Origin of the sequence: Pseudarthrobacter sp. MEB009 (assembly GCF_030208875.1) — a bacterium.
GTDB lineage: Bacteria > Actinomycetota > Actinomycetes > Actinomycetales > Micrococcaceae > Arthrobacter.
Window position 1 is genome coordinate 75,085 of the sequence record NZ_JARVTC010000020.1, and the last position, 23,620, is coordinate 98,704.

General features: G+C 66.5%; 20 protein-coding genes. 10 read left to right on the plus strand and 10 right to left on the minus strand.

Annotation, left to right across the window (positions count from 1 at the left end):
- Window positions 1-193: 193 nt before the first annotated feature.
- From QRN07_RS18775 to bcp, 7 genes are all read left to right on the plus strand, one after another.
- Complete coding sequence (locus QRN07_RS18775) at window positions 194-997, plus strand: hydroxypyruvate isomerase family protein (protein WP_285241883.1); 804 nt, start codon at window positions 194-196, stop codon at window positions 995-997.
- Window positions 998-1,107: 110 nt separating this feature from the next.
- Entirely contained in the window at window positions 1,108-1,986 is an 879-nt protein-coding gene (locus QRN07_RS18780) for a 2-hydroxy-3-oxopropionate reductase (protein WP_050686010.1), read from the plus strand.
- Window positions 1,987-2,117: 131 nt separating this feature from the next.
- A complete protein-coding gene (gene gcl, locus QRN07_RS18785; RefSeq protein WP_050686011.1) occupies window positions 2,118-3,896 on the plus strand; it encodes a glyoxylate carboligase in 1,779 nt (592 codons plus the stop codon).
- A 3-nt stretch (window positions 3,897-3,899) separates the two neighbouring features.
- Window positions 3,900-5,096 carry a glycerate kinase gene (locus QRN07_RS18790; protein ID WP_050686012.1) on the plus strand — a complete coding sequence of 399 codons (1,197 nt, stop codon included), beginning with the start codon at window positions 3,900-3,902 and terminating at the stop codon, window positions 5,094-5,096.
- Window positions 5,089-6,432, plus strand: a complete 1,344-nt coding sequence (gene allB / locus QRN07_RS18795) for an allantoinase AllB (RefSeq protein WP_285241884.1) — start codon at window positions 5,089-5,091, stop codon at window positions 6,430-6,432. Before QRN07_RS18790 ends, allB begins: the two co-directional genes overlap by 8 nt.
- Window positions 6,433-6,441: 9 nt before the next feature.
- Window positions 6,442-7,116 (plus strand): winged helix-turn-helix domain-containing protein, encoded by a 675-nt coding sequence (locus QRN07_RS18800; RefSeq protein ID WP_050686014.1) that lies wholly within the window; start codon window positions 6,442-6,444, stop codon window positions 7,114-7,116.
- A 90-nt stretch (window positions 7,117-7,206) separates the two neighbouring features.
- Window positions 7,207-7,686: a thioredoxin-dependent thiol peroxidase gene (gene bcp, locus QRN07_RS18805; RefSeq protein ID WP_050686015.1), complete on the plus strand. Its 480-nt coding sequence runs from the start codon at window positions 7,207-7,209 to the stop codon at window positions 7,684-7,686.
- 99 nt (window positions 7,687-7,785) lie between these two features.
- On the opposite strand, the gene purU is transcribed toward bcp, so the two are convergent.
- From purU to hxlB, 9 genes are all read right to left on the minus strand, one after another.
- Window positions 7,786-8,673 carry a formyltetrahydrofolate deformylase gene (gene purU, locus QRN07_RS18810; RefSeq protein WP_050686016.1) on the minus strand — a complete coding sequence of 296 codons (888 nt, stop codon included), beginning with the start codon at window positions 8,671-8,673 and terminating at the stop codon, window positions 7,786-7,788.
- Window positions 8,674-8,676: 3 nt separating this feature from the next.
- The gene (locus QRN07_RS18815; RefSeq protein ID WP_056598566.1) at window positions 8,677-10,050 is read right to left on the minus strand and encodes an L-serine ammonia-lyase; all 1,374 of its coding nucleotides are present in this window, start codon (window positions 10,048-10,050) and stop codon (window positions 8,677-8,679) included.
- The gene (locus QRN07_RS18820) at window positions 10,050-10,685 is read right to left on the minus strand and encodes a sarcosine oxidase subunit gamma (RefSeq protein ID WP_050686019.1); all 636 of its coding nucleotides are present in this window, start codon (window positions 10,683-10,685) and stop codon (window positions 10,050-10,052) included. The genes QRN07_RS18815 and QRN07_RS18820 overlap by 1 nt, the downstream gene beginning before the upstream one ends.
- Window positions 10,678-13,620, minus strand: a complete 2,943-nt coding sequence (locus QRN07_RS18825) for a sarcosine oxidase subunit alpha family protein (protein ID WP_285241885.1) — start codon at window positions 13,618-13,620, stop codon at window positions 10,678-10,680. The genes QRN07_RS18820 and QRN07_RS18825 overlap by 8 nt, the downstream gene beginning before the upstream one ends.
- Window positions 13,617-14,021 carry a sarcosine oxidase subunit delta gene (locus QRN07_RS18830; protein WP_050686022.1) on the minus strand — a complete coding sequence of 135 codons (405 nt, stop codon included), beginning with the start codon at window positions 14,019-14,021 and terminating at the stop codon, window positions 13,617-13,619. Before QRN07_RS18830 ends, QRN07_RS18825 begins: the two co-directional genes overlap by 4 nt.
- Window positions 14,022-14,048: 27 nt before the next feature.
- A complete protein-coding gene (locus QRN07_RS18835; protein WP_050686024.1) occupies window positions 14,049-15,269 on the minus strand; it encodes a sarcosine oxidase subunit beta family protein in 1,221 nt (406 codons plus the stop codon).
- Entirely contained in the window at window positions 15,266-16,621 is a 1,356-nt protein-coding gene (glyA, locus tag QRN07_RS18840) for a serine hydroxymethyltransferase (protein WP_285241886.1), read from the minus strand. The genes QRN07_RS18835 and glyA overlap by 4 nt, the downstream gene beginning before the upstream one ends.
- 313 nt (window positions 16,622-16,934) lie before the next feature.
- Window positions 16,935-17,558, minus strand: coding sequence for a 3-hexulose-6-phosphate synthase (gene hxlA, locus QRN07_RS18845; protein WP_050686032.1), 624 nt, complete (start codon window positions 17,556-17,558; stop codon window positions 16,935-16,937).
- 86 nt (window positions 17,559-17,644) lie between these two features.
- Window positions 17,645-18,262: a 6-phospho-3-hexuloisomerase gene (gene hxlB, locus QRN07_RS18850; protein WP_502934800.1), complete on the minus strand. Its 618-nt coding sequence runs from the start codon at window positions 18,260-18,262 to the stop codon at window positions 17,645-17,647.
- Window positions 18,263-18,400: 138 nt separating this feature from the next.
- Between hxlB and QRN07_RS18855 the strand changes: the two genes are divergently transcribed.
- The 3 genes from QRN07_RS18855 (at window position 18,401) to QRN07_RS18865 (ending at window position 23,140) form a co-directional block, all read left to right on the plus strand.
- The gene (locus QRN07_RS18855; RefSeq protein WP_502934801.1) at window positions 18,401-19,729 is read left to right on the plus strand and encodes a LuxR C-terminal-related transcriptional regulator; all 1,329 of its coding nucleotides are present in this window, start codon (window positions 18,401-18,403) and stop codon (window positions 19,727-19,729) included.
- Window positions 19,730-19,813: 84 nt separating this feature from the next.
- Window positions 19,814-20,617 (plus strand): IclR family transcriptional regulator, encoded by an 804-nt coding sequence (locus QRN07_RS18860; protein ID WP_056598575.1) that lies wholly within the window; start codon window positions 19,814-19,816, stop codon window positions 20,615-20,617.
- A 558-nt stretch (window positions 20,618-21,175) separates the two neighbouring features.
- Window positions 21,176-23,140, plus strand: coding sequence for a BCCT family transporter (locus QRN07_RS18865; protein WP_285241887.1), 1,965 nt, complete (start codon window positions 21,176-21,178; stop codon window positions 23,138-23,140).
- Between the two features lie 188 nt (window positions 23,141-23,328).
- Here QRN07_RS18865 and QRN07_RS18870 read toward each other — a convergent pair.
- The coding region (locus QRN07_RS18870) for a hypothetical protein (RefSeq protein ID WP_350224304.1) at window positions 23,329-23,620 on the minus strand (292 nt) is incomplete at its 5' end.

Here is a 23,620-nt window from a genome sequence, read left to right on the forward strand (position 1 = left end):
CGCTTTCCCGTAACGGAAGGCGGGCCCTTCAGTTTAAGCGCCCGAACCGGAAGCCGGCCCGCCCCTTGACTCGACACCCCCTCCTTCCCTACACTTTTCATAAAGCAGAATCTAAATTCCACAAAGCGGAAACGGTTGATAGCCAAAGAAGCATAGGAAGATGGATCAACGCCCCTCCTTGGAAGGACCTACGATGACGTACACAGTGAACTGCTCCATCCTCCTCACGGAGCTGCCCCTGCTCGAGCGCCCGGCCGCAGCCAAGGCAGCCGGCTTCGACGCCGTCGAGTTCTGGTGGCCCTTCGACTCCTCCGTCCCTTCAGACGCCGAGACCACCCGGTTCGAGAACGCCATCAAGGATGCCGGCGTCCAGCTCACGGGCCTGAACTTCAACGCCGGCAACATGCCGGGCGGCGACCGCGGACTGGTTTCCTGGAAGGGCCGCTGCTCCGAATTCAAGGACAACATCGACGCCGTGACCGGCATCGGCGAGCGCCTGGGCTGCAAGGGCTTCAATGCCCTCTACGGCAACCGCCAGAACGAATTCACCCCTGAAGAGCAGGACGAACTGGCCGCAAAGAACCTGGCAGCCGCGGCCGCCGGCGTCGCCCGCATCGGCGGCACAGTCCTCCTGGAACCCGTCAGCGGCGCTGCTAAGTACCCGCTCCTGACCGCCGCAGACGCCCTCAAGGTGATCGCCCGCGTCAAGGATGAGTCCGGAGCCACCAACATCAAGCTCCTGGCCGACTTCTACCACCTGGCCGTCAACGGTGATGACGTCGCAGCCGTCATCGAAAACCACGCCAAGGACTTCGGCCACATCCAGATCGCCGACAACCCCGGCCGCGGCGCCCCCGGCACCGGCAACCTCCCGCTGGGTGAATGGATCGCCCGCAGCCGCGAACTCGGCTACGAGGGCCACATCGGCCTCGAGTACAAGGAACCGCAGGAAACCGCGTTCAGCTGGGCCATCCGGGACCGCGCCACCGCTTCTTGAGCCCACCCGCCCAACTGACTGGCAGTTGTTGTCGTTTTGAACCCTCATAACGACAACAACTGCGACCTAGTTGGGTATCCCACCCGCAGACTTTTTAGAAAGAGAACCTCATGAGCAACGTTGCAGTCATCGGACTCGGAATCATGGGCCTGCCCATGGCCATCAACCTGGTCAAGGCCGGCCACACCGTCACCGGCTTCAACCGCAGCCAGGACAAGATCGACAAGCTCGTCTCCGAAGGCGGCCAGGGCGCCACCAGCATCGCGGACGCGGTCAAGGCGGCCGACGTCGTTATCACCATGGTGCCGGACTCCCCCGATGTTGAGGGCGTCGTCAGCGGCAAGGACGGCGTGTTCGCCAACGCCAAGCAGGGCGCCCTCTGGATCGACGCGTCCAGCATCCGCCCGGACGTGGCCAAGCGCCTCGCCGAGGACGCCGCAGCAGCCGGCATCCGCCCCCTCGACGCACCGGTCTCCGGCGGCGAACAGGGCGCCATCGACGCCGCCCTGTCCATCATGGTGGGCGGCGAAAAGGCAGACTTCGACGCCGCACAGGACGTCCTGACGGCAGTGGGAAAAACCATCGTCCACGTGGGCCCCTCCGGCTCCGGCCAGACCGTCAAGGCAGCCAACCAGCTGATCGTCGCGGTCAACATCCAGGTCCTCGGCGAAGCCATCGCCTTCCTTGAGGCTTACGGCGTGGACACCGACGCCGCCCTGAAGGTCCTCGGCGGCGGGCTTGCCGGCTCCAAGGTCCTGGACCAGAAGGGCCAGAAGATGCTGGACCGCAACTTCGACCCCGGCTTCCGTCTTGCCCTGCACCACAAGGACCTGGGCATCGTCACCTCCGCCGCCCGCGAAGCCAACGTCGCCGTCCCCCTCGGCGCCGTCGTCGCCCAGCTCGTCGCCGCCACCGTCAACCAGGGTGATGGCGCACTGGACCACTCCGGCCTCTTCAAGCAGGTCCTGCAGCTCTCCGGCCGGGAGTAAAGCACCGCGGCGAAAGCCGCTCCACAGCACTCAACGGAAGCCCCGGCGTCGTACACACCCGACGCCGGCTCCCCTTCCACACCCAAAAACCAGCCCGCACAGGGCCCCCAAAGTTTCCCAAGGAGCACACCATGAGCAAGATGCGTACCGTTGATGCAGCGGTTGCAATCCTGGAAAAGGAAGGCGCCATCGAGGCGTTCGGCCTGCCAGGTGCGGCAATCAACCCCTTCTACTCCGCCATGCGGGCCCACGGCGGCATCCGCCACACCCTGGCCCGCCACGTCGAAGGCGCCAGCCACATGGCAGACGGGTACTCCCGCGCCAAGGACGGCAACATCGGCATCTGCATCGGTACCTCCGGCCCCGCCGGCACCGACATGATCACCGGCCTGTACGCCGCCTGGGCAGATTCCATCCCCATGCTCTGCATCACGGGCCAGGCCCCCGTGGCCAAGCTGCACAAGGAAGACTTCCAGGCCGTGGACATCGAGTCCATCGCCAAGCCCGTCACCAAGATGGCCATGACCGTGCTGGAGCCCGGCCAGGTTCCCGGCGCCTTCCAGAAGGCCTTCCAGCTGATGCGCTCAGGCCGCCCGGGCCCGGTCCTGCTGGACCTGCCCATCGACGTGCAGATGGCCGAAATCGAATTCGACATCGACACCTACGAGCCGCTGCCCGTGGAAAAGCCGAAGGCCAGCCGCAAGCAGCTGGAAAAGGCCCTGGCCATGCTCCTGGCCGGCGAGCGCCCGCTGATCGTGGCCGGCGGCGGCATCATCAACGCCGGTGCGTCCGCCCAGTTGGTTGAACTGGCCGAGACCCTGAACGTTCCCGTCATCCCCACCCTGATGGGCTGGGGCGCCATCGCCGATGACCACTCCCTGATGGCCGGCATGGTGGGCCTGCAGACCTCGCACCGCTACGGCAACGAGAACTACCTGCGCAGCGACTTCGTGATCGGCATCGGCAACCGCTGGGCCAACCGCCACACAGGCGGCCTGGACACCTACACGGCCGGCCGCACGTTTGTGCACATCGACATCGAGCCCACCCAGATCGGCCGCGTCTTCTCCCCGGACCTGGGCATCGCGTCCGACGCCGGTGCGGCGCTGGCCGGGCTGGTTGAGCTCGCCAAGGAGCGCAAGGCCGCAGGGTCCCTGCCGGACTACAGCGCCTGGGTTGCCGAATGCCAGGAGCGCAAGGGTTCCCTGCACCGCAAGACGCACTTCGAAAACATCCCGATCAAGCCGCAGCGCGTCTACGAGGAAATGAACAAGGCGTTTGGCCGCGACACCACGTACGTGTCCACCATCGGCCTGTCCCAGATCGCCGGCGCGCAGATGCTCCACGTCTTCGGCCCGCGCAAGTGGATCAACGCCGGCCAGGCCGGCCCGCTGGGCTGGACCGGCCCCGCAGCCCTGGGCGTGGTGCGCGGCAAGCCCGACGAGACGGTGGTGGCACTGTCCGGCGACTACGACTTCCAGTTCATGATCGAAGAACTCGCCGTGGGCGCCCAGTTCAACATCCCGTACATCCACGTGGTGGTGAACAACTCCTACCTGGGCCTGATCCGCCAGTCCCAGCGCGGCTTCAAGATGGAGCAGAACGTCTCCCTGGCGTTTGAAAACATCAACTCCCCCGAAACCAACGGCTACGGCGTGGACCACCTCAAGGTGGCCGAAGGCCTGGGCTGCAAGGCCGTCCGCGTACAGGACCCGGCAGACCTGCCGGCGGCGTTCGACAAGGCCAAGGCCCTGATGGGCGAGTTCCAGGTGCCCGTGGTGGTGGAAGTGATCCTGGAAAAGATCACCAACATCTCCATGGGTGTGGAAATCAACGCCGTGAACGAGTTCGAGGAACTGGCCGAAACGGCTGCGGACGCCCCCACCGCCATCCTGGCACTGCAGGCCTAAACCATGCGGATCGTCATTGCCCCGGACAAGTTCAAGGGCTCCCTCTCCGCCCCGGACGTCTGCCGGCACCTCGAACGAGGCCTGCAGGCAGGCGCCGGCGGCAACCTTGACGTCCTCCGGATTCCCGTGGCCGACGGCGGCGAGGGCACCCTCGACGCCGCCGTCGGCTCCGGGTTCACCCGCCGCACGGTCACGGTGGCCGGGCCCACGGGCCAGCCGGTCCAGGCCGACTTCGCGGTCCGCGACCACCAGGCAGTCATCGAAATGGCTACCGCGTCCGGCCTGGCCCTGCTGCCGCAGGTCCTGGCCGGGGGCGCCCCCGATGCCGAAGCAGCTGCCACGGCCACCAGCCTTGGCACCGGCCAGCTGATCAGCGCCGCCCTGGATGCGGGCTGCCGGCGGATTGTGCTGGGCGTTGGGGGCAGCGCAAACACCGACGGCGGCGCAGGACTCCTGCAGGGCCTCGGCGCGCGGTTCCTGGACCAGCAGAACAACGAACTCCCGGCCGGCGGCGCCGCGCTGGCCAATCTTCACACCATTGATTTCACCGACTTTGATCCCCGTCTGGTGGATACGCGATTTGTGCTGGCGTCCGACGTCGACAACCCGTTGCTGGGCGCCCAGGGCGCCGCACGGGTTTTCGGCCCGCAAAAGGGCGCCGCACCTCAAGATGTCGACTCGCTCGACGCCGCCCTGGCCAGGTTTGTCGAAGTCCTGGCCAGGGAAATCGGATTCCGTGCTGTTAAGGCAGCCGAAGCGCCCGGCGCCGGGGCGGCAGGCGGTGTTGGCTACGCGGCCATCGCCGTCCTGGCCGCCACCCGCCGCCCGGGCATCGACGTGGTCCTCGAATTCACGGGCCTCGCAGAACGCCTCGCCGGCGCCGATCTGGTGATCACCGGCGAAGGCAGCCTGGACGAACAAAGCCTGCTGGGCAAAACCCCCATCGGGGTGGCCCGGGCCGCCGCAGCCCAGGGCGTCCCCGTCATCGCCGTGTGCGGGCGGACCACCCTGGCGCCGGAACAGGCCGCCGCCGCAGGGTTCGAGGACATTTATGCTTTGACCGCGCTGGAAAGCAATGTAGACAGGTGCATAGCAGAGGCTGGAACGCTTCTGGAGCAGCTGGGTACCCAGATCAGCGGCTGGCTGGCGGCCGAAAAGCCTGCCGCCACCGCCAACACCAAGGAGGACCTCCGTGTCTGAAGAACGTTATGACCTGGTCATCCGGGGCCAGCGCATCCTCACCACCGCCGGCATCGCCCCGCGCGAAGTGGGCGTCCGCAATGGCCGGATCGTGGCCCTGGAACCCCTGGGCAACGGCCTGGCCGGCACCGAGATCATCGAACTGGCCGACGACGAGACCCTCCTTCCCGGCCTCGTCGACACCCACGTGCACGTCAACGAGCCCGGCCGCACCGAGTGGGAGGGCTTCGCCTCCGCCACCCGCGCTGCCGCTGCCGGCGGCGTGACCACCATCATCGACATGCCGTTGAACTCGGTGCCGCCCACCACCACCGTTGAAAACCTCAAGCTTAAGCGTGAGGTGGCGGAGGACCAGGCGTTCATCGACGTCGGGTTCTGGGGCGGCGCGATTCCGGGCAACAAGGCGGACCTGCGGCCCCTGCACGATGAAGGCGTTTTCGGCTTCAAATGCTTCCTGCTGCACTCCGGCGTGGACGAGTTCCCGCACCTGGACGCCGATGAGATGGAAGCGGACATGGCGGAGCTGAAGTCCTTCGATTCCATCATGATCGTCCACGCCGAGGACTCGCACGCGATCGACCGTGCCCCGCACCCCGGCGGCGACCACTACTCCACGTTCCTGGCCTCCCGCCCCCGCGGCGCCGAGAACAAGGCCATCGCGGAGGTCATCGAACGTTCCCGCTGGACCGGCGCGCGGGCGCACATCCTCCACCTGTCGTCCTCTGACGCCCTGCCCATGATCGCCTCCGCCAAGCGCGACGGCGTGAAGCTCACCGTGGAAACCTGCCCGCACTACCTCACCCTGATGGCGGAGGAAATTCCGGACGGCGCCACAGCGTACAAGTGCTGCCCGCCCATCCGTGAAGCCGCCAACCGGGAACTGCTCTGGCAGGGCCTCCAGGACGGCACCATCGACTGCATCGTCTCGGACCACTCCCCTTCCACCCTGGACCTCAAGGACCTGGAGAACGGCGACTTTGCTGTGGCTTGGGGCGGGGTTTCGTCGCTGCAGCTGGGCCTGTCCCTGATCTGGACCGAGGCCCGGCACCGTGGCATCCCCCTGGAGCAGGTGGTGTCCTGGATGGCTGAGAAGCCGGCCGCGCTGGCCCGCCTGTCCACCAAGGGCCAGCTGGCGCTGGGCTACGACGCCGACTTCGCGGTATTCGCCCCTGACGAGGCCTTTGTGGTGGACGTGTCCAAGCTCAAGCACAAAAACCCCATCACCCCCTACGACGGCAAGGCCCTCTCCGGAGTGGTCCGCAGGACCTACCTGCGCGGTGCGGTGGTGGACGGCCAGACGCCCACCGGCAAGCTCATCCGCCGCGGCGGAGTGTAGGGACGCGCCATGGCAGTGGAAGCCCACCATCCGCGGGCGGAGGCCCGGCACCGTTTCCCCGCACAGGGCGCAGCCGCACGCGGTCTCGCCGTGTGGGTGGTCCCTGCCGATGGCACCAGTCCCGAACTGATGCGCCGCGCCGCCGAACTGGTCCTGGCGCGCGCCCTGCAAACTGCTCCGGAGGCGGAAGTCCACTGGCCCGCCGCCGGAGCGCCCACGCCGGAATGTTCCGCGACCGCGGAGGGGACTGCAGCCGACTCCTCTCCGGAACCCTCCGCGGCGGAACATTCCCTTCCCGGTGCCGCCCCGGCAGCACCGGAGGACGACGGCGGCACCCGGCTGCCGCCGTCGGCCGGCCCCGTGAGCCGCATGGCCGTGGACCTGGCCGCCGACCAGGTGCTGCTGGACGGACGTCCGGTGGCGCTGACCGGCGTCGAATTCAAGGTGCTCCGGTACCTGGTGACCCACCTGTCCCGCACCGTGGCCCGGGAGGAACTGCAGGCCTTCCTGGATTCCTTCGAGACGCCCGGCGCGTCCGAACGGTCCATCGACGTCTACGTGGGCCGGATCCGGCGCAAACTGGGCAACGCCCGGCACGCGGTGGCCACGGTCCGCGGCGGCGGCTACCAGTTCGTCCCCGGAAAATCGGCAACAGTGCGGGGTCCCGCGGAATACTGCATATGACGCCGGAGTTGTTGAATATGCACGGAAGACGCTTCACTGGATGCTTTGCCCCAAAATTTTGCCCCTGACAGATTCTTCAAAAGGAACGCCATGAGCCCCACCCTGACCACCAAGCTTCAGCCCGGCACCCAGGCCCCCGACTTCACCCTGAAGGATGCCCAGGGCAACGCGACGGCCCTCGCCGATTACCGCGGCAAAAACGTGATCGTGTACTTCTACCCCAAGGCGGCCACCCCCGGCTGCACCACCGAGGCCTGCGATTTCCGCGACAACCTGGCCTCGCTGCAGGGCAAGGGTTATGAGGTCATCGGGATCTCCCCTGACGCCCCCGAAGCCCTGGCCGGCTTCACCGGCGACTTCTCCCTGACCTTCCCGCTGCTCTCCGACGAGGACCACAAAGTGGCCCTGGCTTACGGCGCCTGGGGCGAAAAGCTGGTCAACGGCGAAATCGTCGAAGGCATCGTCCGCTCCACCGTGGTGCTGGACCCCCAGGGCAACGTCACCCTGGCGCAGTACCAGGTGCAGGCAACCGGCCACGTCGCCGCACTGAAGGAAGCCCTGGGCGTCTAGGACGCAGGTTTCCCCGAAACAACAAAAAACAGGGCCGCCCCTCGCCTTCCGCAAGGAAAGGTGTGGGGCGGCCCGGGCTTTACGACAGGAAATCGTGTTTCAGCCGAGCACCACTGTCCGGCTGCCCTGCAGGATCACCCGGCCTTCGCAGTGCCAGCGCACGGCGTTGCTCAGTGCCTTGCATTCGGTGTCGCGGCCGGCAGCCACCAGGTCCTCGGGCCCGAAGGTGTGGTCCACTTCCACCGTCTGCTGGGCGATGATTGGTCCCTCGTCCAGTTCCGCGTTGACGTAGTGCGCGGTGGCTCCTACCGTCTTCACACCGCGGGCGTAGGCCTGGTGGTACGGCTTGGCGCCCTTGAAGCTGGGCAGGAATGAGTGGTGGATGTTGATGGCCCGGCCCTCGAGCTTGCGGGTAAGGCTGTCGCTGAGGACCTGCATGTAGCGGGCCAGCACCACCAGTTCGACGTCGAGCTCGTCCACGAGCTCCAGCAGCCTGGCTTCCGCCTCAGGCTTGGTGGCGGCGGTGACCGGCACGTGGAAGAACGGGATGCCGTGCCATTCCACCAGGGTCTGGTGGTCGGTGTGGTTTGACACCACTGCGACCACTTCAATGGGCAGTTCGCCGATCCGGGCGCGGAACAGCAGGTCGTTGAGGCAGTGCCCGAACTTGGAGACCATGATCAGCACCCGGCGCTTGGAGCCGTGCCGTTCCAGCCGCCAGCTCATGCCGAAGCGTTCGGCGACGGGGGTGAAAGCCGCCCGCAGCGTTTCCGCGGTGGTGGCATCGCCGTCGGACGAGAAGTGCACCCGCATAAAGAAGTGCTTTTCGGAGCGTTCGCCGAACTGCTGGTTGTCGATGATGTCGCAGCCGTGTTCCAGCAGGAACCCGGAAACGGCGTGGACAATACCCGGCGATTCGCTGCAGTCCAGCGTCAGGACATGCTCCACGGTGGTGGGGGCGGAGGTCTCAGCCTCAATGGCAGTCATGGCTCAGCACTCAATCACGTTGACGGCGAGTCCTCCGCGGGAGGTCTCCTTGTATTTGGTTTTCATGTCCGCTCCTGTCTCACGCATGGTTTTGATGGCTTTATCCAGCGACACCTTGTGGCTGCCATCGCCGTGCAGCGCCAGCCGCGCAGCATTGATGGCCTTCACGCTGGCGATCGCGTTCCGTTCGATGCAGGGAATCTGCACCAAGCCGCCAACAGGGTCGCAGGTCAGGCCGAGGTTGTGTTCGATCCCCACTTCGGCGGCGTTCTCCACCTGTTCGGGGGTTCCGCCCAGCACCTCGCAGAGCCCGGCAGCTGCCATGGAGCAGGCCGAGCCCACCTCACCCTGGCACCCGACTTCGGCTCCGGAAATGGAGGCGTTGATCTTGAAGAGGATTCCGACGGCGGCCGCCGCCAGCAGGAAGCGGACCACACCGTCGTCGTCGGCTCCCGGAACAAATTTGATGTAGTAGTGAAGCACGGCGGGCACGATTCCGGCAGCGCCGTTGGTGGGGGCCGTGACGATGCGCCCGCCGGCGGCGTTTTCCTCGTTGACCGCCAGTGCGAACAGGTTGACCCATTCCATGGCCCGGAGCGGATCAGTGACGCCGGTGTCCGCGGTCAGCGTGCGGAACAACGACGGCGCCCGGCGCCGGACCTTGAGTCCGCCGGGAAGGATGCCTTCCGCCGCGCAGCCGTTGTCAACACATTCGCGCATCACGGCCCACAGCTTCAGCAGGCTCTCCCGGAGCTCCGCCTCGCTGCGCCACACCAGTTCGTTGGCCAGCATGACGTCGGAGATGGACATTCCTTCGCGGCGGCAGATGGCCAGCAGCTCATCGGCCGTGGTGAAGGGGTACGGCAGCGGAGTTTCGTCCGCCACCACCTGGTCACCGGGGCCGGCATCGCCGTCAACAACGAAGCCGCCCCCAATGGAATAAAAGCTCCGCTCGCTGAGGACGGACCCGGTGTGGTCCAGTGCGCGGAAGGTCATGCCGTTGGGGTGCGCGGGCAGCGACTTCCGGCGGTGCAGCACCACGTCCTCGTCCCAGTTGAAGTCCACCCGGTGGTTTCCGCCGATCAGGAGCTCGGCGTCCAGGGCGGCGGCAGCCACCTGGTCGTCAGCCGTAGCGGTGTTCACCGTTTCCGGGTCGAGGCCCTGCAGGCCCAGGACCACTGCCTTGTCGGAGCCGTGGCCGCGGCCCGTGGCGCCGAGCGAGCCGAAGAGCTCCGACTGGACCCGGACTGTATCGCTGAGGTAGCCGTCGGCCTTGAGTCCTTCGGCGAACAGCTTCGCTGCCCGCATCGGGCCGACCGTGTGTGAGGACGACGGCCCGATGCCAACAGAGAAAAGATCCAGGGCACTAAGTGCCATCAGGGGACCTCGGGGGAAGCGAACTCCCTCATTGCATCCAGGAGCCACCTGCCAAGGAAGTCCGCAAACGAAGCGCGGGGGAAGAGCCGGTAGCTCTCCTCGCCGGACTTCAGCAGGATGACCGGAATGAAGCCCACTTCGGTGTTCAGTGCTGTCCCTGCGGTGAAGGTGCGGGGGTGCAGGTCCAGCGCGCAGCCCTTTTCCAGGACGGCGCGGGCGCGCGGTCCGGTGAGTTCGAACGTGGTGCGGTTGGCGGAGAGGTCCACCACCTGCCCGGGTGCATCGCCCAGGGCGGCCACGAGTGAACCGATCAGGTCGCCGCCCAGGGAGTCGTGGGCCTCTTCGGGCGCCACCATCAGGAACTCGGACGGTCCCAGCCAGAGCACGCTGGCACGCTCCGTGCCGCCCACTTCCCCGCACCGTGCCGGCAGGCCGCCAACAACGGAGGCGATGCGCGAGCCGGCTTCGGATCCGGGGTCGACGCGGACGCCGGCCATGGTCTGGAACGGGCCCTCCTTCAGGACGACGGTTCCTTCGATGGACCCGGCTTCCAGTGCGGGGGCCAGGTGTGAGGCCGGGCTGCGGCGGATGTCCCGGAGTCCATTGATGCCTTCGAGTGCTGCTGTGTTAGCCATCTTTGCGGGTCCCTTCGGGGTCAAAAAGTACGGTTTCTGCGACAACAACATCAACCAGCTGGTCGCCTGCGGCGGCCAGCAGGGTCTCACCGATGCGGTTGCGGCCGTTAGTGATCAGTGCGAGCGCAAACGACCGGCCCAGGGCGGCGCTGTGGTAGCTGGAGGTCACGAAGCCCTGCATGGGGACGGGTCCGTCTGCGGGGTTGGTGTTGATCCCCTTCTCCACCAGCTGGGTGCCCTCGGGCAGCCGCAGGGTTTTGTCGACCGGAAGGACGCTTACCAGGTGCTTGCGGTCCGTACGCTGTGCGTCCTCGCGGGTGTAGGAGCGCTTGCCGATGAAGTCCTTGGCCTTGGAGATGATCCATTCCATCCCGGCATCCTGCGGGGTGACGGTGCCGTCGGTGTCCTGGCCAACAATCGGGTAGCCCTTTTCGGCGCGGAGCACGTGCATGGTTTCCGTGCCGTAAGGGGTGATGTTGAACTCGGCCCCGGCAGCCGCCACGGACTCCCAGGTGTTCAGGCCGTACCAGGCGGGTACGTTGATTTCGTAAGCCAGTTCACCGGAGAACGAGATCCGGCAGACCCGGGCCTGCACGCCGGAGGCCAGCGTGGTTTCGCGGAAGGTCATGAACGGGAAGGCTTCCGGCTCCAGGCCACCGTTGGCGGCGAGTTCCGGGGCCACCCGGGCGATCACTTCGCGGGACTTGGGCCCGACGACGGCGATGGTGCTCCACTGTTCGGTGACCGAGGTGCAGTGCACATCCAGCTCCGGCCATTCGGTCTGCAGCCATTCCTCCAGCCAGTCCAGCACCTTCGCGGCGCCACCGGTGGTGGTGGTCATAAAGAACCGGTCCTCGTCCAGGCGCAGGGTCACGCCGTCGTCGAAGATCATGCCGTCAGCCATGCACATCACGCCGTAGCGGGCGGAACCCGGGGCGAGCTTCTTGAAAGCGTTGGTGTAGATCCGGTTGAGGAACTCGCCGGCGTCCTTGCCGCGGATTTCGATCTTGCCCAGGGTGGTGGCATCCATAAAGCCCACGGATTCGCGGACGGCGGCGCATTCGCGCAGCACTGCTGCGTCCATGTCCTCCCCGCCCTGCGGGTAGTACCAGGGGCGCTTCCACTGCCCGACGTCCTCGAACAGGGCTTCCTTGGCCACGTGCCAGGGGTGGATCGAGGTGACGCGGGCGGGGTCGAAGAGTTCGCCGCGCTGGCGTCCGGCCAATGCTGCGAAGGCCACGGGGGTGAACGGCGCCCGGTAGGTGGTGGTGCCGATGTCGCCGATGCCGCGGGCCGCTTCGCCGGCAGTACGCAGTGCGGCGGCGATGACACCGATCGCGTTGACGCCGGAGGTTTTGCCCTGGTCGTTGGCGGTGCTGATGGAGGTGTAGCGCTTGATGTGCTCCACCGACCGCATGCCTGCACCCGTGGACCGCAGCACGTCAGCCACTGACTGGTCCCGCTGGAAGTCAACGAAGTGGTGGTGCCAGTCGTCCGGGGTGCCTGCCGTGCCGGGTACCAGCCACAGCTGGCGGGTGGGGGCCGAAGCCTTCACGTCCTGCAGCGGAACGGGGACAACGGCGGATTCGAAGCCGGCGGCGATCGCTGCCGCGGCGCCCGCGGAAATGCCTTCGGCCAGGCAGTCGGCCAGGTCGAAGCTGCCGCGGCCGGAACCGACGCTCTGCTGGTTGGGAACCACGGTGCTCGGCACAAATGCCGCGAGGTCATCATCCCAGCGCAGCTTGCCCTGCCGCTGCGAGTGGAGGTGCACCAGCGGGCTCCAGCCACCGGAGACGGCCAGCAGGTCGCAGGCGATCTGTTCGACGCCGGAGGTGAGTTCGCCGTCCTCGTTGATGCTGCGGACGGTCACGCCGTCCAGGCGGGAATCCGCGCCGGCGGAGGTGTCCGCCACGGCGCTGCCGATCAGCACCCGGATGCCGGCTTCAACGGCGGCGGCTGCCACGCCGCTGAGCACGGGGCGGGCGTCCACAATGGCGGCAACCTTGACGCCGGCGGCGGCGAGGTCTGCGGCCACGGCATAGGCGCTGTCATTGGTGGTGCTGATGACGGTGCGCTGGCCGGCGGCTACGGCGTAGCGGTTGAGGTAGGTGCGGACGGCCGAGGCGAGCATGATGCCGGGGCGGTCGTTGTTCTCGAAGACCAGGGGCCGTTCGTGGGCGCCGGGGGCCAGGATCACCTGGCTGGCGCGGACGTGCCAGATCCGCTGGCGGGAGACACCGGAAGCCGCCGGGCTGGAGAGGTGGTCGGTCCGGTTCTGGACTGCGATGACGTAGTTGGCGTCGTAGGCGCCGAACGCGGTGGTGCGGTTCAGGACGGTGGATTCCGTGGCGGAGACGAGTTCGGCCTCGACATCCGCCACCCATTCCAGGGCGGGCTTGCCCTCGATGGTTTCGGCCAGGCCGGGCGCGGTTGAGCCGGAGAGGAGCGAGCCGCCAAGTTCGGGCTGGTCATCCATCAGCATCACGCGGGCGCCGGTGCGGACGGCTTCGCGGGCGGCTGCGAGGCCGGCGGCGCCGCCGCCAATCACCAGGACGTCGGTGTGGACGTACTTCTTGTCGTACTGGGCGTGGTCCTCTTCAGGATCCAGGCGGCCCAGTCCGTTGAGCAGGTCCGCCTTCAGGCCATCCACCAGGGTGATGGTGGTGGCGGGCAGCATGGACTCGGCCACGTGGCCGGGGAACCGGGGTTCGATCCGGACCAGGGCGTTGGCTTCCTCCACACCGGCGGACATAATGCCGCGGGGGCGGTCCTCATAGAGGGAGTTGCCGACGGCGACGCGGCCGTTGGCCAGCAGGGCCGAGGCCAGCGTATCGCCCGGGTGGCCAACGAATTCCTCGCCGTTTACGGTGAAACGCCAGGAGATGCTGCGGTCGATGCGTCCGCCGGCAGCGAGGCGGGCGTTCTGGGAAGTCACTTGGTTGCTCCTTCCGGGGCGGTGGCGGGAGAGATGCTGGTGCCGGTGACGTCCGGCGCGGCGGTCCCGGTGGTGGTGCTGTCCGGAGCGAGGCTGGCGGTGCCGGAATCAGGGGTCGGCGCGCCGGCCGAATCCGGGCGGGCCGAACCCATCGGGTAGATGGCCTGGATGTCATAGGTGACGGTGTCGCGGAGCATGTTGAACCACTGCCGGCAGCCGGTGCTGTGCAGCCACCGCTCGGCGAAGGTGCCCTTGGTGTTGTCGCGGTAGAACAGGTACTCGGACCATTCGCGGTCGTTCAGTTCGCTGGGGACTTCCGGGTAGGGAACGTGGGCCTGGCCGCCGTAGTGGAACTCGGTCTCGTCGCGCGAGCCGCAGTTGGGGCATGAAATGAGCAGCATGTGCGTCTTCTTTCTAGGGGACGGCGGCTAGTGGGCCACGGCGGCAGCGCCGTGTTCGTCGATCAGGGCTCCGGTTTCGAAGCGTTCCAGCGCGAACGGCTTGTTCAGCTCGTGCGGGGCGCCCGTGGCGATGGTGTGCGCAAACGTGAGTCCGGCAGCGGGGGTGCCCTTGAAGCCGCCGGTTCCCCAGCCGCAGTTCACAAACATGTTCTCCACCGGGGTGGTGCCCACGATCGGCGAGGCGTCCAGGGTGGTGTCGACGATGCCGCCCCAGGTCCGCAGCACGTGTGCACGGGCGAAAATGGGGAAGAGTTCGACGGCGGCAGCCATCTGGTTTTCGATCACGTGGAAGGACCCGCGCTGGCCGTAGCCGTTGTAGGAGTCCACGCCGGCGCCCATGACCAGTTCGCCCTTGTGTGCCTGCGAAACGTAGACATGCACGTGGTTGGACATCACCACGGTGGGGTGGACGGGTTCGTGCAGCTCCGAGACCAGCGCCTGGAGCGGGTGGGACTGGATGGGGAGCCGGAAGCCCGCCATTTCGGCCAGGACCGAGCTGTGCCCGGCGGCGCAGAGGCCAACCTTCTCGGTGTTGATGGTGCCGCGGTTGGTCTTGACGCCTACCACGCGGTTGCCGTCCTTGAGGAAGCCGGTGACCTCGCAGTTCTGGATGATGTCCACGCCCAGCTCGTCACACTTCCGGGCAAAGGCCCATGCGACGTGGTCGTGCTTGGCGATGCCCGCGCGGGGCTGGTAGGTGGCTCCCATCACGGGGTACCGGATGTTGTCGTTGATGTTCAGGATGGGGCAGAGTTCCTTGACCTGCTTCGGGTCCAGCCATTCAGCGTCCACACCGTTGAGCTTGTTGGCGCCCACGCGGCGCATGCTTTCACGGACATCGCCCAGGGTGTGGGCGAGGTTCATCACGCCGCGCTGGCTGAAGAGGAAGTCGTATTCCAATTCCTCCGGCAGGACCTCCCACAGCTTGAGCGCCTTTTCGTACATGGCCGCGCTCTCGTCCCAGAGGTAGTTGGAACGGATGATGGTGGTGTTGCGGGCCATGTTGCCACCGGCCAGCCAGCCCTTTTCCAGGACGGCGATGTTGGTCATGCCAAAGTTCTTGGCCAGGAAGTACGCAGTGGCCAGGCCGTGCCCGCCGCCGCCCACGATGATGGCGTCGTAGGAGGACTTGGGCTCCGGGTTGCGCCAGAGGAAATCCGGGTGCTCCGGAAGCTGGTGGGTGCTCACTGGGCTGCTCCGATCAGGTCTGCTTCGAACGCTGCGATTTCGGTGCCGTTGACCAGGTGGGGGTAGAGCGGGAACGCGTTGGCCAGTGCGGTGACCCGGGAGCGGAGTTCGACGGCGGTGGCCTCGCTGAGGGATTCGCCCGCCACGGCGCCGTTGCCTGCAGCGGCGATCAGCGCCGTCGCGATGATGTCCGCGACTTCGGTGAATTCAGCGGCGCCGAAGCCACGGGTGGCGAGGGCGGGGGTACCGATCCGGAGGCCGGAGGAAACCATCGGCGGGCGGGGGTCGAACGGGACGGCGTTGCGGTTGACCGTGATGCCGATCCTGTGCAGCGCGTCTTCGGCCTGCTGGCCGTCGAGTTCGGACTTCCGCAGGTCCACCAGGACCAGGTGGACGTCGGTTCCGCCGTTGACCACGGAGATGCCGGCTGCGGCGACGTCGTCGCGGAGCAGGCGCTCGGCCAGCAGCTTGGAGCCCTGCAGGACGCGTTCCTGGCGTTCCTTGAATTCCGGACCGGCGGCCAGCTTGAAGGCGACGGCCTTGGCGGCGATGACGTGCTCCAGCGGCCCGCCCTGCTGGCCGGGGAACACGGCGCTGTTGATTTTCTTGGCGTACTGCTCCTTGGCGAGGATGACTCCGCCGCGGGGTCCGCCCAGGGTTTTGTGTGTGGTGGTGGTGACGACGTCGGCGTACGGCACCGGATTGGGGTGCAGCCCTGCTGCCACCAGGCCGGCGAAGTGGGCCATGTCCACCATCAGGTAGGCGCCCACGAGGTCCGCGATGCGGCGGAACTCGGCGAAGTCGAGCTGGCGGGAATACGCGGACCAGCCAGCCACGATCAGCTTGGGCTTGTGCTCCAGGGCCAGCGCTTCAACCTCGGCCATATCGATCCGGAGATCGTCTTCACGCACGTTGTACGGGACCACGTTGTAGAGCTTGCCGGAGAAGTTGATCTTCATGCCGTGGGTGAGGTGGCCGCCGTGGGCCAGGCTCAGGCCCATGATGGTATCGCCCGGGTTGAGCAGTGCGAACATGGCCGCTGCGTTGGCCTGTGCGCCGGAGTGCGGCTGGACATTGGCGAACTCTGCGCCGAACAGGTCCTTTACGCGGTCGATGGCGAGCTGCTCAATCACGTCAACGTGCTCGCAGCCGCCGTAGTAGCGCTTTCCCGGGTAGCCCTCGGCGTACTTATTGGTCAGGACCGAGCCCTGCGCCTCCATGACGGCGGCGGGTGCGAAGTTCTCCGAGGCGATCATTTCCAGCGTTGACTGCTGGCGATCCAGCTCGCGGACGATTGCCTGCTGGACCTCGGGATCGACTGCGGAAAGTCGCTCGTTCAACTGCTCAACCACGGTGGCTCCTTTGAAATACTATTGCTATCAAACTAATATATTAGTGTGGCTTCAATGGTATGAGGGGGATCACAGGGGCGTCAAGGGGTGATCGGAAAATGACACCAGGCCTCCGGTCAGGACCCCTCCCACCGGAAAATGACACCAGGCCTCCCGCCAGGACCCCCGCCGCCGGAACCCGACTGGACGGCGCAGCACCGCACCGGCGACTCCAGGCCTGCCCAGCACCACCACAAAACGGCGGCCCGCACCCAAGGTGCGGACCGCCGTCGTGGTTTCCTGCCTGGCTTTGCCCGGCGGGGATGGATGCGGCCTAGATGATGGCCGCGCGGAGTTCCTTTGCAGCCACTGCGGGGTCGCTGGCGCTGTAGATGGAACCGCCAACAACGGCCACGTCGGCACCGGCGCGCTGCACCGCGTTGATGGTGGAGAGGTTGACTCCGCCGGCAACGGAGAACGGCACGCGGGCTTCTTCGCCGGCACCGAGGAGGACGTCCAGGTTGTAACCCGGCTTGGCCTGCTCGTCGAGGCCGGCGTGGAACTCGATGAACTTGGCGCCGAGTGCGCGGGCTTCCTTGGCGCGGGTCACCTTGTCCGCGACACCGATCAGGTCAACAACGATGCCCTTGTTGTGTGCCTTGGCGGCCTTGACGGCTCCGGCGATGGTGGAGTCGTCGGCGCTGCCGAGCACGGAGACCAGGTCTGCACCGGCGTTGAACGCGATCTCGGCTTCCAGTTCCCCGGCGTCCATGGTTTTCATGTCGGCAAAGACGATCTTGTCCGGGTGGGCGTTCTTGACGGCGGTCACGGCGGACAGGCCGGCGTTCTTCACCAGCGGGGTGCCGAGTTCGATGATGTCGACGTATTCGGCAACCTTGCCGGCGAGATCCAGGGCGGCTTCGACGGTGAGGACGTCCATGGCAACTTGCAGTTTCATGATGGTTTTCCTTGCGTTGGGTGGGACTGCTGGGTTGGGGAGCTGGAATGGGCAAAGCTGAGGTTGGGAAAGCTGGGCTGGGTCAGCTATTCAAGGTTCGCGTGGCGCTGCCAGAGTTCCTCGGCGGCCACAGCGTCGGCGTCCCAAAGGCTCTGGAACACCGCTTCGGTGGCTGCGAACAGCACCTGCTCAAAAAGGCTGCCGGAGTACTGCCGGGAAACGGCCGAGCCGTGGTCCGTTTTTTGGGCGGCCGGGATGACCACAACGGCGGCCGCGGCAGCTGCGAGGGGCGAACCGGGGTTGGTGGTGTACGCGGCCACGGCAGCACCCTGGCCGGCAGCGGTTTCGGCCGCCTTGACCACACCCGCGGTGGTTCCGGAGCCGGAGGCCGCGAGCAACAGGTCGCCGGCACGGATGGCGGGCGCCGTAGTCTCGCCAACCACGTGGACCGTCAGTCCAAAGTGCATCAGCCGCATGGCCGCCATTTTCAGTACCAGGCCGCTTCGCCCGGCGCCGGTCACGAAGACCCGGTCGGCCAGCCTGAGCTGGGTCACCAGGGCCGCCACCTGTTCAGGATCAATACGACGGAACACCGCACTGATCTCGGCCAGGACAAGCTCCCGGTTGCGGCTGAATGCCCGGGCGGTATCGGCAGGGGCCACGTGATCGGTGTCTGCCGGATCAGTGTTCGTGATGATGCTCAATTGACGGCTCCCTCCTTCCAGCGAAAGTTACCTTCTAATCCTGACTCCCCCGGCGGGCAGGTCCAACGCCAAGATTGAACGGTCTTACCTACCCAAACGGATAGGCAGGATGGCCGGAAAACGTAGAATGGACGGGTGATCCCTTTCTCTGTTGCCGGCACCCCCACGGCCGTCCGCACCCCCGCACCCGTTACGGCGGCCCCGCCCCTGCTGGCTGCCGTTGCAGCTTTATGCACGGCGCCACTGGCCACCATCGCCCAGCGGCTCAGGGATGCAGCCCTCCCGTACGTGGGCAGCAGCGCGCTGGTCATCTTCACCGAGGAATGCACCGGCCGGCCGCAGAAGAAGGCCGGCGACGAGGCCATCATCAGCCAAGTGACCATCACGGAACTGGACCATATCCGGGCGTCCCTGCCCGGCTCCGGAACCCCGCAGGGTGGGGTGTGGCAGGGCGAAGCGTTCCTGGCCGGCAGGGACCGCACCGTGTTGACACTTACTTCGCCGAGCAATGCCCTGCTGGTCCTCATCGACCCCAAACCCCTGCCCGATCCTGCGGACCACCCGGCGGCGGAGCGGATGCTCCGCTACCTGTGGACCCTGGCCGCCGAGCGGATCCGCGAAAAGGTGGCTGATGCGCCGCCGTCGTACCTCATTGAATCCCGCGCGGCCTCCGCTGAACGGGTCCGGGTCACGGCGGAACTGGTGGACAGCCACTCCACCACGCTCGAAACCCTGCTCGCGGCCTTGCGCTCCCCCGCACTGGACGATGAAGCGGCCCGCAAGTCCGCCACCGACGTCGCCGCCAAGGCATTGGTGGGACTCCGCACGCTCAGCGACCGGACCACGGAAATGGTGGAAGAGCCGGTTGTCACCGCCTTCCAGCGCCTCCGCGAAGACCTGAGACCGCTCACGCATTTCAGCGGCATCGACGTGCAGTTCATCGAACCGCCCGTGAACGGCCGCGCGCTGCCCGGCGAAGTGGCACATGCGGCCCGCGCGATCGTCCGCGGGCTGGTGCTCGCCATGGTGGACCAGTCGGGGGTCCGTCGGATCCGCATGCAGTGGGACTGCGACGGCTTGAACCTCCTGGTCAACGTCCGCGACGACGGCGCAGGCGAACTGTCCGCGGCGGCGCCCAGCATGGTGCGGCTCACCCAGCGCGTCGAGGCCCTGCACGGCCGCATGTCCGTGGACGTGATGTCCGGGTGGGGCTCCGACGTCGCCGTCTCGCTCCCCCTGGATCCGCCGGCGCGTCCGCTGGCCGATGTCTCCGGCTGGAAGCTCGGCGACCGTGAACTGGACGTGCTGCAGCTGCTGGCCGCCGGCCAACGGAACCGCGCCATCGCCACGAAGCTGCATATCAGCGAGAACACGGTGAAGTTCCACCTCCGGAACATTTACCGCAAGGTTGGTGCTTCCTCGCGGACGGAGGCCATCGCGATGGCCCACAGCAGCGGCATCGGGTAGACGCCTGATGCTGGCGCAGTCCGCTGTGGCCCTGACCCCGCTCTTGCCCCCGCCCGGAACGGATGACAGGGTGGCCCTGTGCCCATGAACAGCGAACCCGGACCCGATGTCGGGGCGCCAACCGGCCCGCACGGCGGCGTCCAGTCCGTGGACCGGGCCCTCGCTGTCCTGGAAATCCTGGCGCGGACCGGCCATGCGGGGGTCAGCGAAATCGCGGAAGAGCTGGGCATCCACAAGTCCACCGCCTCGCGCCTGCTGGGGTCGCTGGTCAGCAGGGAGATGGTCCACCAGAACAGCGAACGCGGGAAGTACCAGCTGGGTTTCGGCATCCTGCGGCTGGCAGGTTCCATCCCCGGCCGGCTCAGCCTGGTGCGGGAGGCCAGGCCCGTCCTGGAAAGCCTTGCGGACGAATTCAAGGAAACGGTGAACCTGGCCGTACTGCGCTCCAACTACGCCGTCAACGTGGACCAGGCCATGGGCCCGGCAACCCTCGCCACCTACGACTGGGTGGGCAGCCTGACACCCCTGCATGCCACTTCAAGCGGAAAAGTCCTGCTGGCTGCGCTGACCGTGGCGGACCGGGACCGCATTTTGAAGGAAACCGGACTGCCGGCGAGGACGCCGCGGACCATCACCAGCCGGAAAAAGCTGGAACACCAGCTGCTCAACGTCGTCCGCAACGGCTACGCCATGGTTCATGAGGAGTTCGAAATCGGCCTGACCGCAGTGGCCGTTCCCGTCTTCAACCATGTTGGCCTGGTGATTGGCGCCCTCAGCATTTCCGGGCCGGCGTTCCGCTTTGAGCCCGAGGCCGTCCCCGGCGCGGTTGAAACGCTGAAAGAAGCCGGCCTGCTGACCAGCGCCAAAATGGGCTACACCCGGCGGTAGCGGCCGCCGGTCGTTAAAAGCGGTCGAGCCTGTCCATTTGGCCAGCGCAAGCACCTGCGTGTCTCGGTTTGATGAATTGCTTGATACGCAACACTCATCGTGATGCGCAACAACAGTGACATTAGGAAAGTCTCCGAAATACGACCCCAAAGTCCTTGACACGGGGGTGTGACGGGGCGCACTCTGTTGCTTACTGCGAAATCTGTTGATTCTTGCGGAACGCTCTCCGAGTGCGCCGCTCCAGTGTTCACAACGACACTTCCGGACCCTAACGAGGTGCTCCATGCACAACGCTTGCCCGCTCAGCGACCCCGCTTCCGGGAAGGCACAACGGTTGGACCCAGCCCCGCCTGACACCGTCCTCCGCACGAAGGACGGTTGAATCCTGCCACCGACGACCCCTGTACCCAGCGGTTTTGGGCTGCGTGAGAGCAAGCAGGATTCCCGACGGCAACACCATGGTTATCGCCCCGGCCAAGGCCCACAATCCCCACCCGGCCCACCCCCAAAGACCATGTTCATCGCACGCCCATGACTCGCCGAGCAAAGGACCCGCTCATGGCCATTAATAGTGAAGTATCAACCCCTAAACCTAACGAGCTTCCCGCCGACGTCAACGCGGCGGGCTCGCCCATCCCGCCGGACCCGGAAGACGCCGGTGCATCAGCCGGTTTGCCTGACGCGGAAGAGCACGCGCAGATCATGGAGGAGCTGCGCAGCGCCAGGACTGAGCGGGCTGTTGCGGACCGCCGCAACCACAAACTCACCCTGGATAAAGTCACTTTTGGCATCACGGGCGCGATTGCCATTGCGTTTGTGGTCTGGGGCTTTGTTGGGCGGGACAGCCTGTCCGCCAGCTCAACAACCGCCCTGAACTGGGTGATGGAGTACACCGGCTGGCTCTTTATGCTCCTGGCCTCCCTGTTCGTCGTCTTCGTCCTCTGGCTCGCGATGGGCAAATTCGGGAACATCCCCCTGGGCAAAGACGGCGAAAAACCCGAATTCCGGACCGTGTCCTGGGTCGCCATGATGTTCGCCGCCGGCATGGGCATCGGCCTGATGTTCTACGGCGTCGCCGAACCCCTCTACCACTACGTCTCACCCCCACCAGGGACCGTGGACGGCCGCACCCCCGCCGCCATCCAAACCGCCATGGCCACCTCAATCTTCCACTGGACCCTGCACCCCTGGGCCATGTACGCCGTGGTCGGCATCGCCATGGCCTACGGCACCTACCGCCTGGGCCGCCGGCAACTGATCTCCCTCGCCTTCACCTCACTCTTCGGAGTCCGCGTCGTCGAAGGACCCGTCGGGAAATTCATCAACATCCTGGCCATCTTCGCCACCCTCTTCGGCACCGCCGCGTCCCTGGGCCTGGGCGCCCTGCAAATCGGCAGCGGCATGACCTCCAACGGCTGGTTCGGACAAATCGGCACCCCCGTCCTCGTGGTCATCGTCGCCATCCTGACCCTGTGCTTCGTCGCCTCCGCCGTCTCCGGCATCAGCCGCGGCATCCAATGGCTCTCCAACATCAACATGGTCCTCGCCGTCGTCCTGGCCCTGATCGTGTTCCTCGTCGGCCCCACCCTGTTCATCCTGAACCTCATCCCCTCCGCCGTCGGCGACTACGTCCGGGACCTCGCCGAAATGTCCTCCCGCACCGAAGCCGTCGGCGATGACGCCCTGCGCACCTGGCTCTCCGGCTGGACCATCTTCTACTGGGCCTGGTGGATCTCCTGGACACCCTTCGTAGGCCTCTTCATCGCCCGGATCAGCCGCGGCCGCACCATCCGTCAATTCGTCACCGGCGTCCTCCTGGTCCCCAGCGTCGTGAGCATCATCTGGTTCGCGATCTTCGGCGGCGCCGCCATCAACATCCAACAACAAGCCGACACAAACAACACCCCCGGCCTGGTCACCATGGTCAACGGCAGCCCCTCCATCAACTTCGACGGCGCCCTCTTCGACCTCGTCAAAAACCTCAGCATGCCCGACTGGGCCACCGCCGCCGTCATCATCCTCGCCATGGTCCTCGTCGCGATCTTCTTCATCACCGGCGCCGACGCAGCCTCAATCGTCATGGGCTCCCTCAGCTCCAACGGCGCAGAACACCCCCGCCGCCCCATCGTCATCTTCTGGGGCTGCCTCACCGGCGCCGTCGCAGCCGTCATGCTCCTCGCCGGCGGCGACGTCCCCTCCGAAGCCCTCGCCGGACTCCAACGCATCACCATCGTCGCAGCACTACCCTTCGTCATCGTCATGCTCCTCCTCTGCGCAGCCCTCACCAAAGACCTCCGCCGCGACCCCCTCTCCCTCCACCGCCGCCTCGCCACCTCCGTCGTCGAACGCGCCATCCGCACCGGCGTCGAACAACACCGCGGCATCCAATTCGACCTCGTCACCCGGCACGATTCCGAGAATTGTACGGACGCCGACTGCTCCGGTGGGACCCCAACCGGAAGCATCCCCACAACCAGGGCGCCTGCCAACCGCGATAGGGCGGACAGGACAGACCTCAGTTGAGCCGAAGTCCTGTCCCCGGCGCCAGTGGCACCGGGGACAGGACTCTGCGCGTTAAACCGCAACCAGCGTGGCCTGACGCCGTCGGGACCGCCAGTCAATGCCGGGCATCAGGACGGGCACGAACAAACGCCAAAGCCCCGGCGGACACGGGTCCGGCCGAGGCCTTGGCAGTCAGGATATCTGCGGGTTCAGGCCCATATCTGGTAGCCACTGAATTTATCGAACAGGCGCCGGGTATCGGCGCCGGCGCCGGCGATCCAGAGCACCGAGTCATCGTCGGCAGCCTGATCAACAATGCCGGTGGCAATGTGCTCCCCCTGCATCCATACCTCAACGGTGCGCCCGGTCAGCTGTGACCAGTCCTCCCGCCTGCCACGTCCCGTGGCGGTTTTCACCGGGCGCGTCCCCAGCATGGTCATGTCCGCTACCAGCCGCGTTCTGCGAGGCGGTGCGGCTGCGGGATCTCGTCGACGTTGATGC

Bases quoted from the DNA above. Each gene is read 5' to 3' on its own strand.
- QRN07_RS18800 (WP_050686014.1), top strand. From the start codon at position 6,442: ATGGCAGTGGAAGCCCACCATCCGCGGGCGGAGGCCCGGCACCGTTTC.
- QRN07_RS18865 (WP_285241887.1), top strand. From the start codon at position 21,176: ATGGCCATTAATAGTGAAGTATCAACCCCTAAACCTAACGAGCTTCCC.
- QRN07_RS18780 (WP_050686010.1), top strand. From the start codon at position 1,108: ATGAGCAACGTTGCAGTCATCGGACTCGGAATCATGGGCCTGCCCATG.
- purU (WP_050686016.1), bottom strand. From the start codon at position 8,673: ATGACTGCCATTGAGGCTGAGACCTCCGCCCCCACCACCGTGGAGCAT.
- QRN07_RS18790 (WP_050686012.1), top strand. From the start codon at position 3,900: ATGCGGATCGTCATTGCCCCGGACAAGTTCAAGGGCTCCCTCTCCGCC.
- QRN07_RS18820 (WP_050686019.1), bottom strand. From the start codon at position 10,685: ATGGCTAACACAGCAGCACTCGAAGGCATCAATGGACTCCGGGACATC.
- QRN07_RS18830 (WP_050686022.1), bottom strand. From the start codon at position 14,021: ATGCTGCTCATTTCATGCCCCAACTGCGGCTCGCGCGACGAGACCGAG.
- hxlA (WP_050686032.1), bottom strand. From the start codon at position 17,558: ATGAAACTGCAAGTTGCCATGGACGTCCTCACCGTCGAAGCCGCCCTG.
- QRN07_RS18815 (WP_056598566.1), bottom strand. From the start codon at position 10,050: ATGGCACTTAGTGCCCTGGATCTTTTCTCTGTTGGCATCGGGCCGTCG.
- QRN07_RS18860 (WP_056598575.1), top strand. From the start codon at position 19,814: ATGAACAGCGAACCCGGACCCGATGTCGGGGCGCCAACCGGCCCGCAC.
- bcp (WP_050686015.1), top strand. From the start codon at position 7,207: ATGAGCCCCACCCTGACCACCAAGCTTCAGCCCGGCACCCAGGCCCCC.
- QRN07_RS18775 (WP_285241883.1), top strand. From the start codon at position 194: ATGACGTACACAGTGAACTGCTCCATCCTCCTCACGGAGCTGCCCCTG.
- gcl (WP_050686011.1), top strand. From the start codon at position 2,118: ATGAGCAAGATGCGTACCGTTGATGCAGCGGTTGCAATCCTGGAAAAG.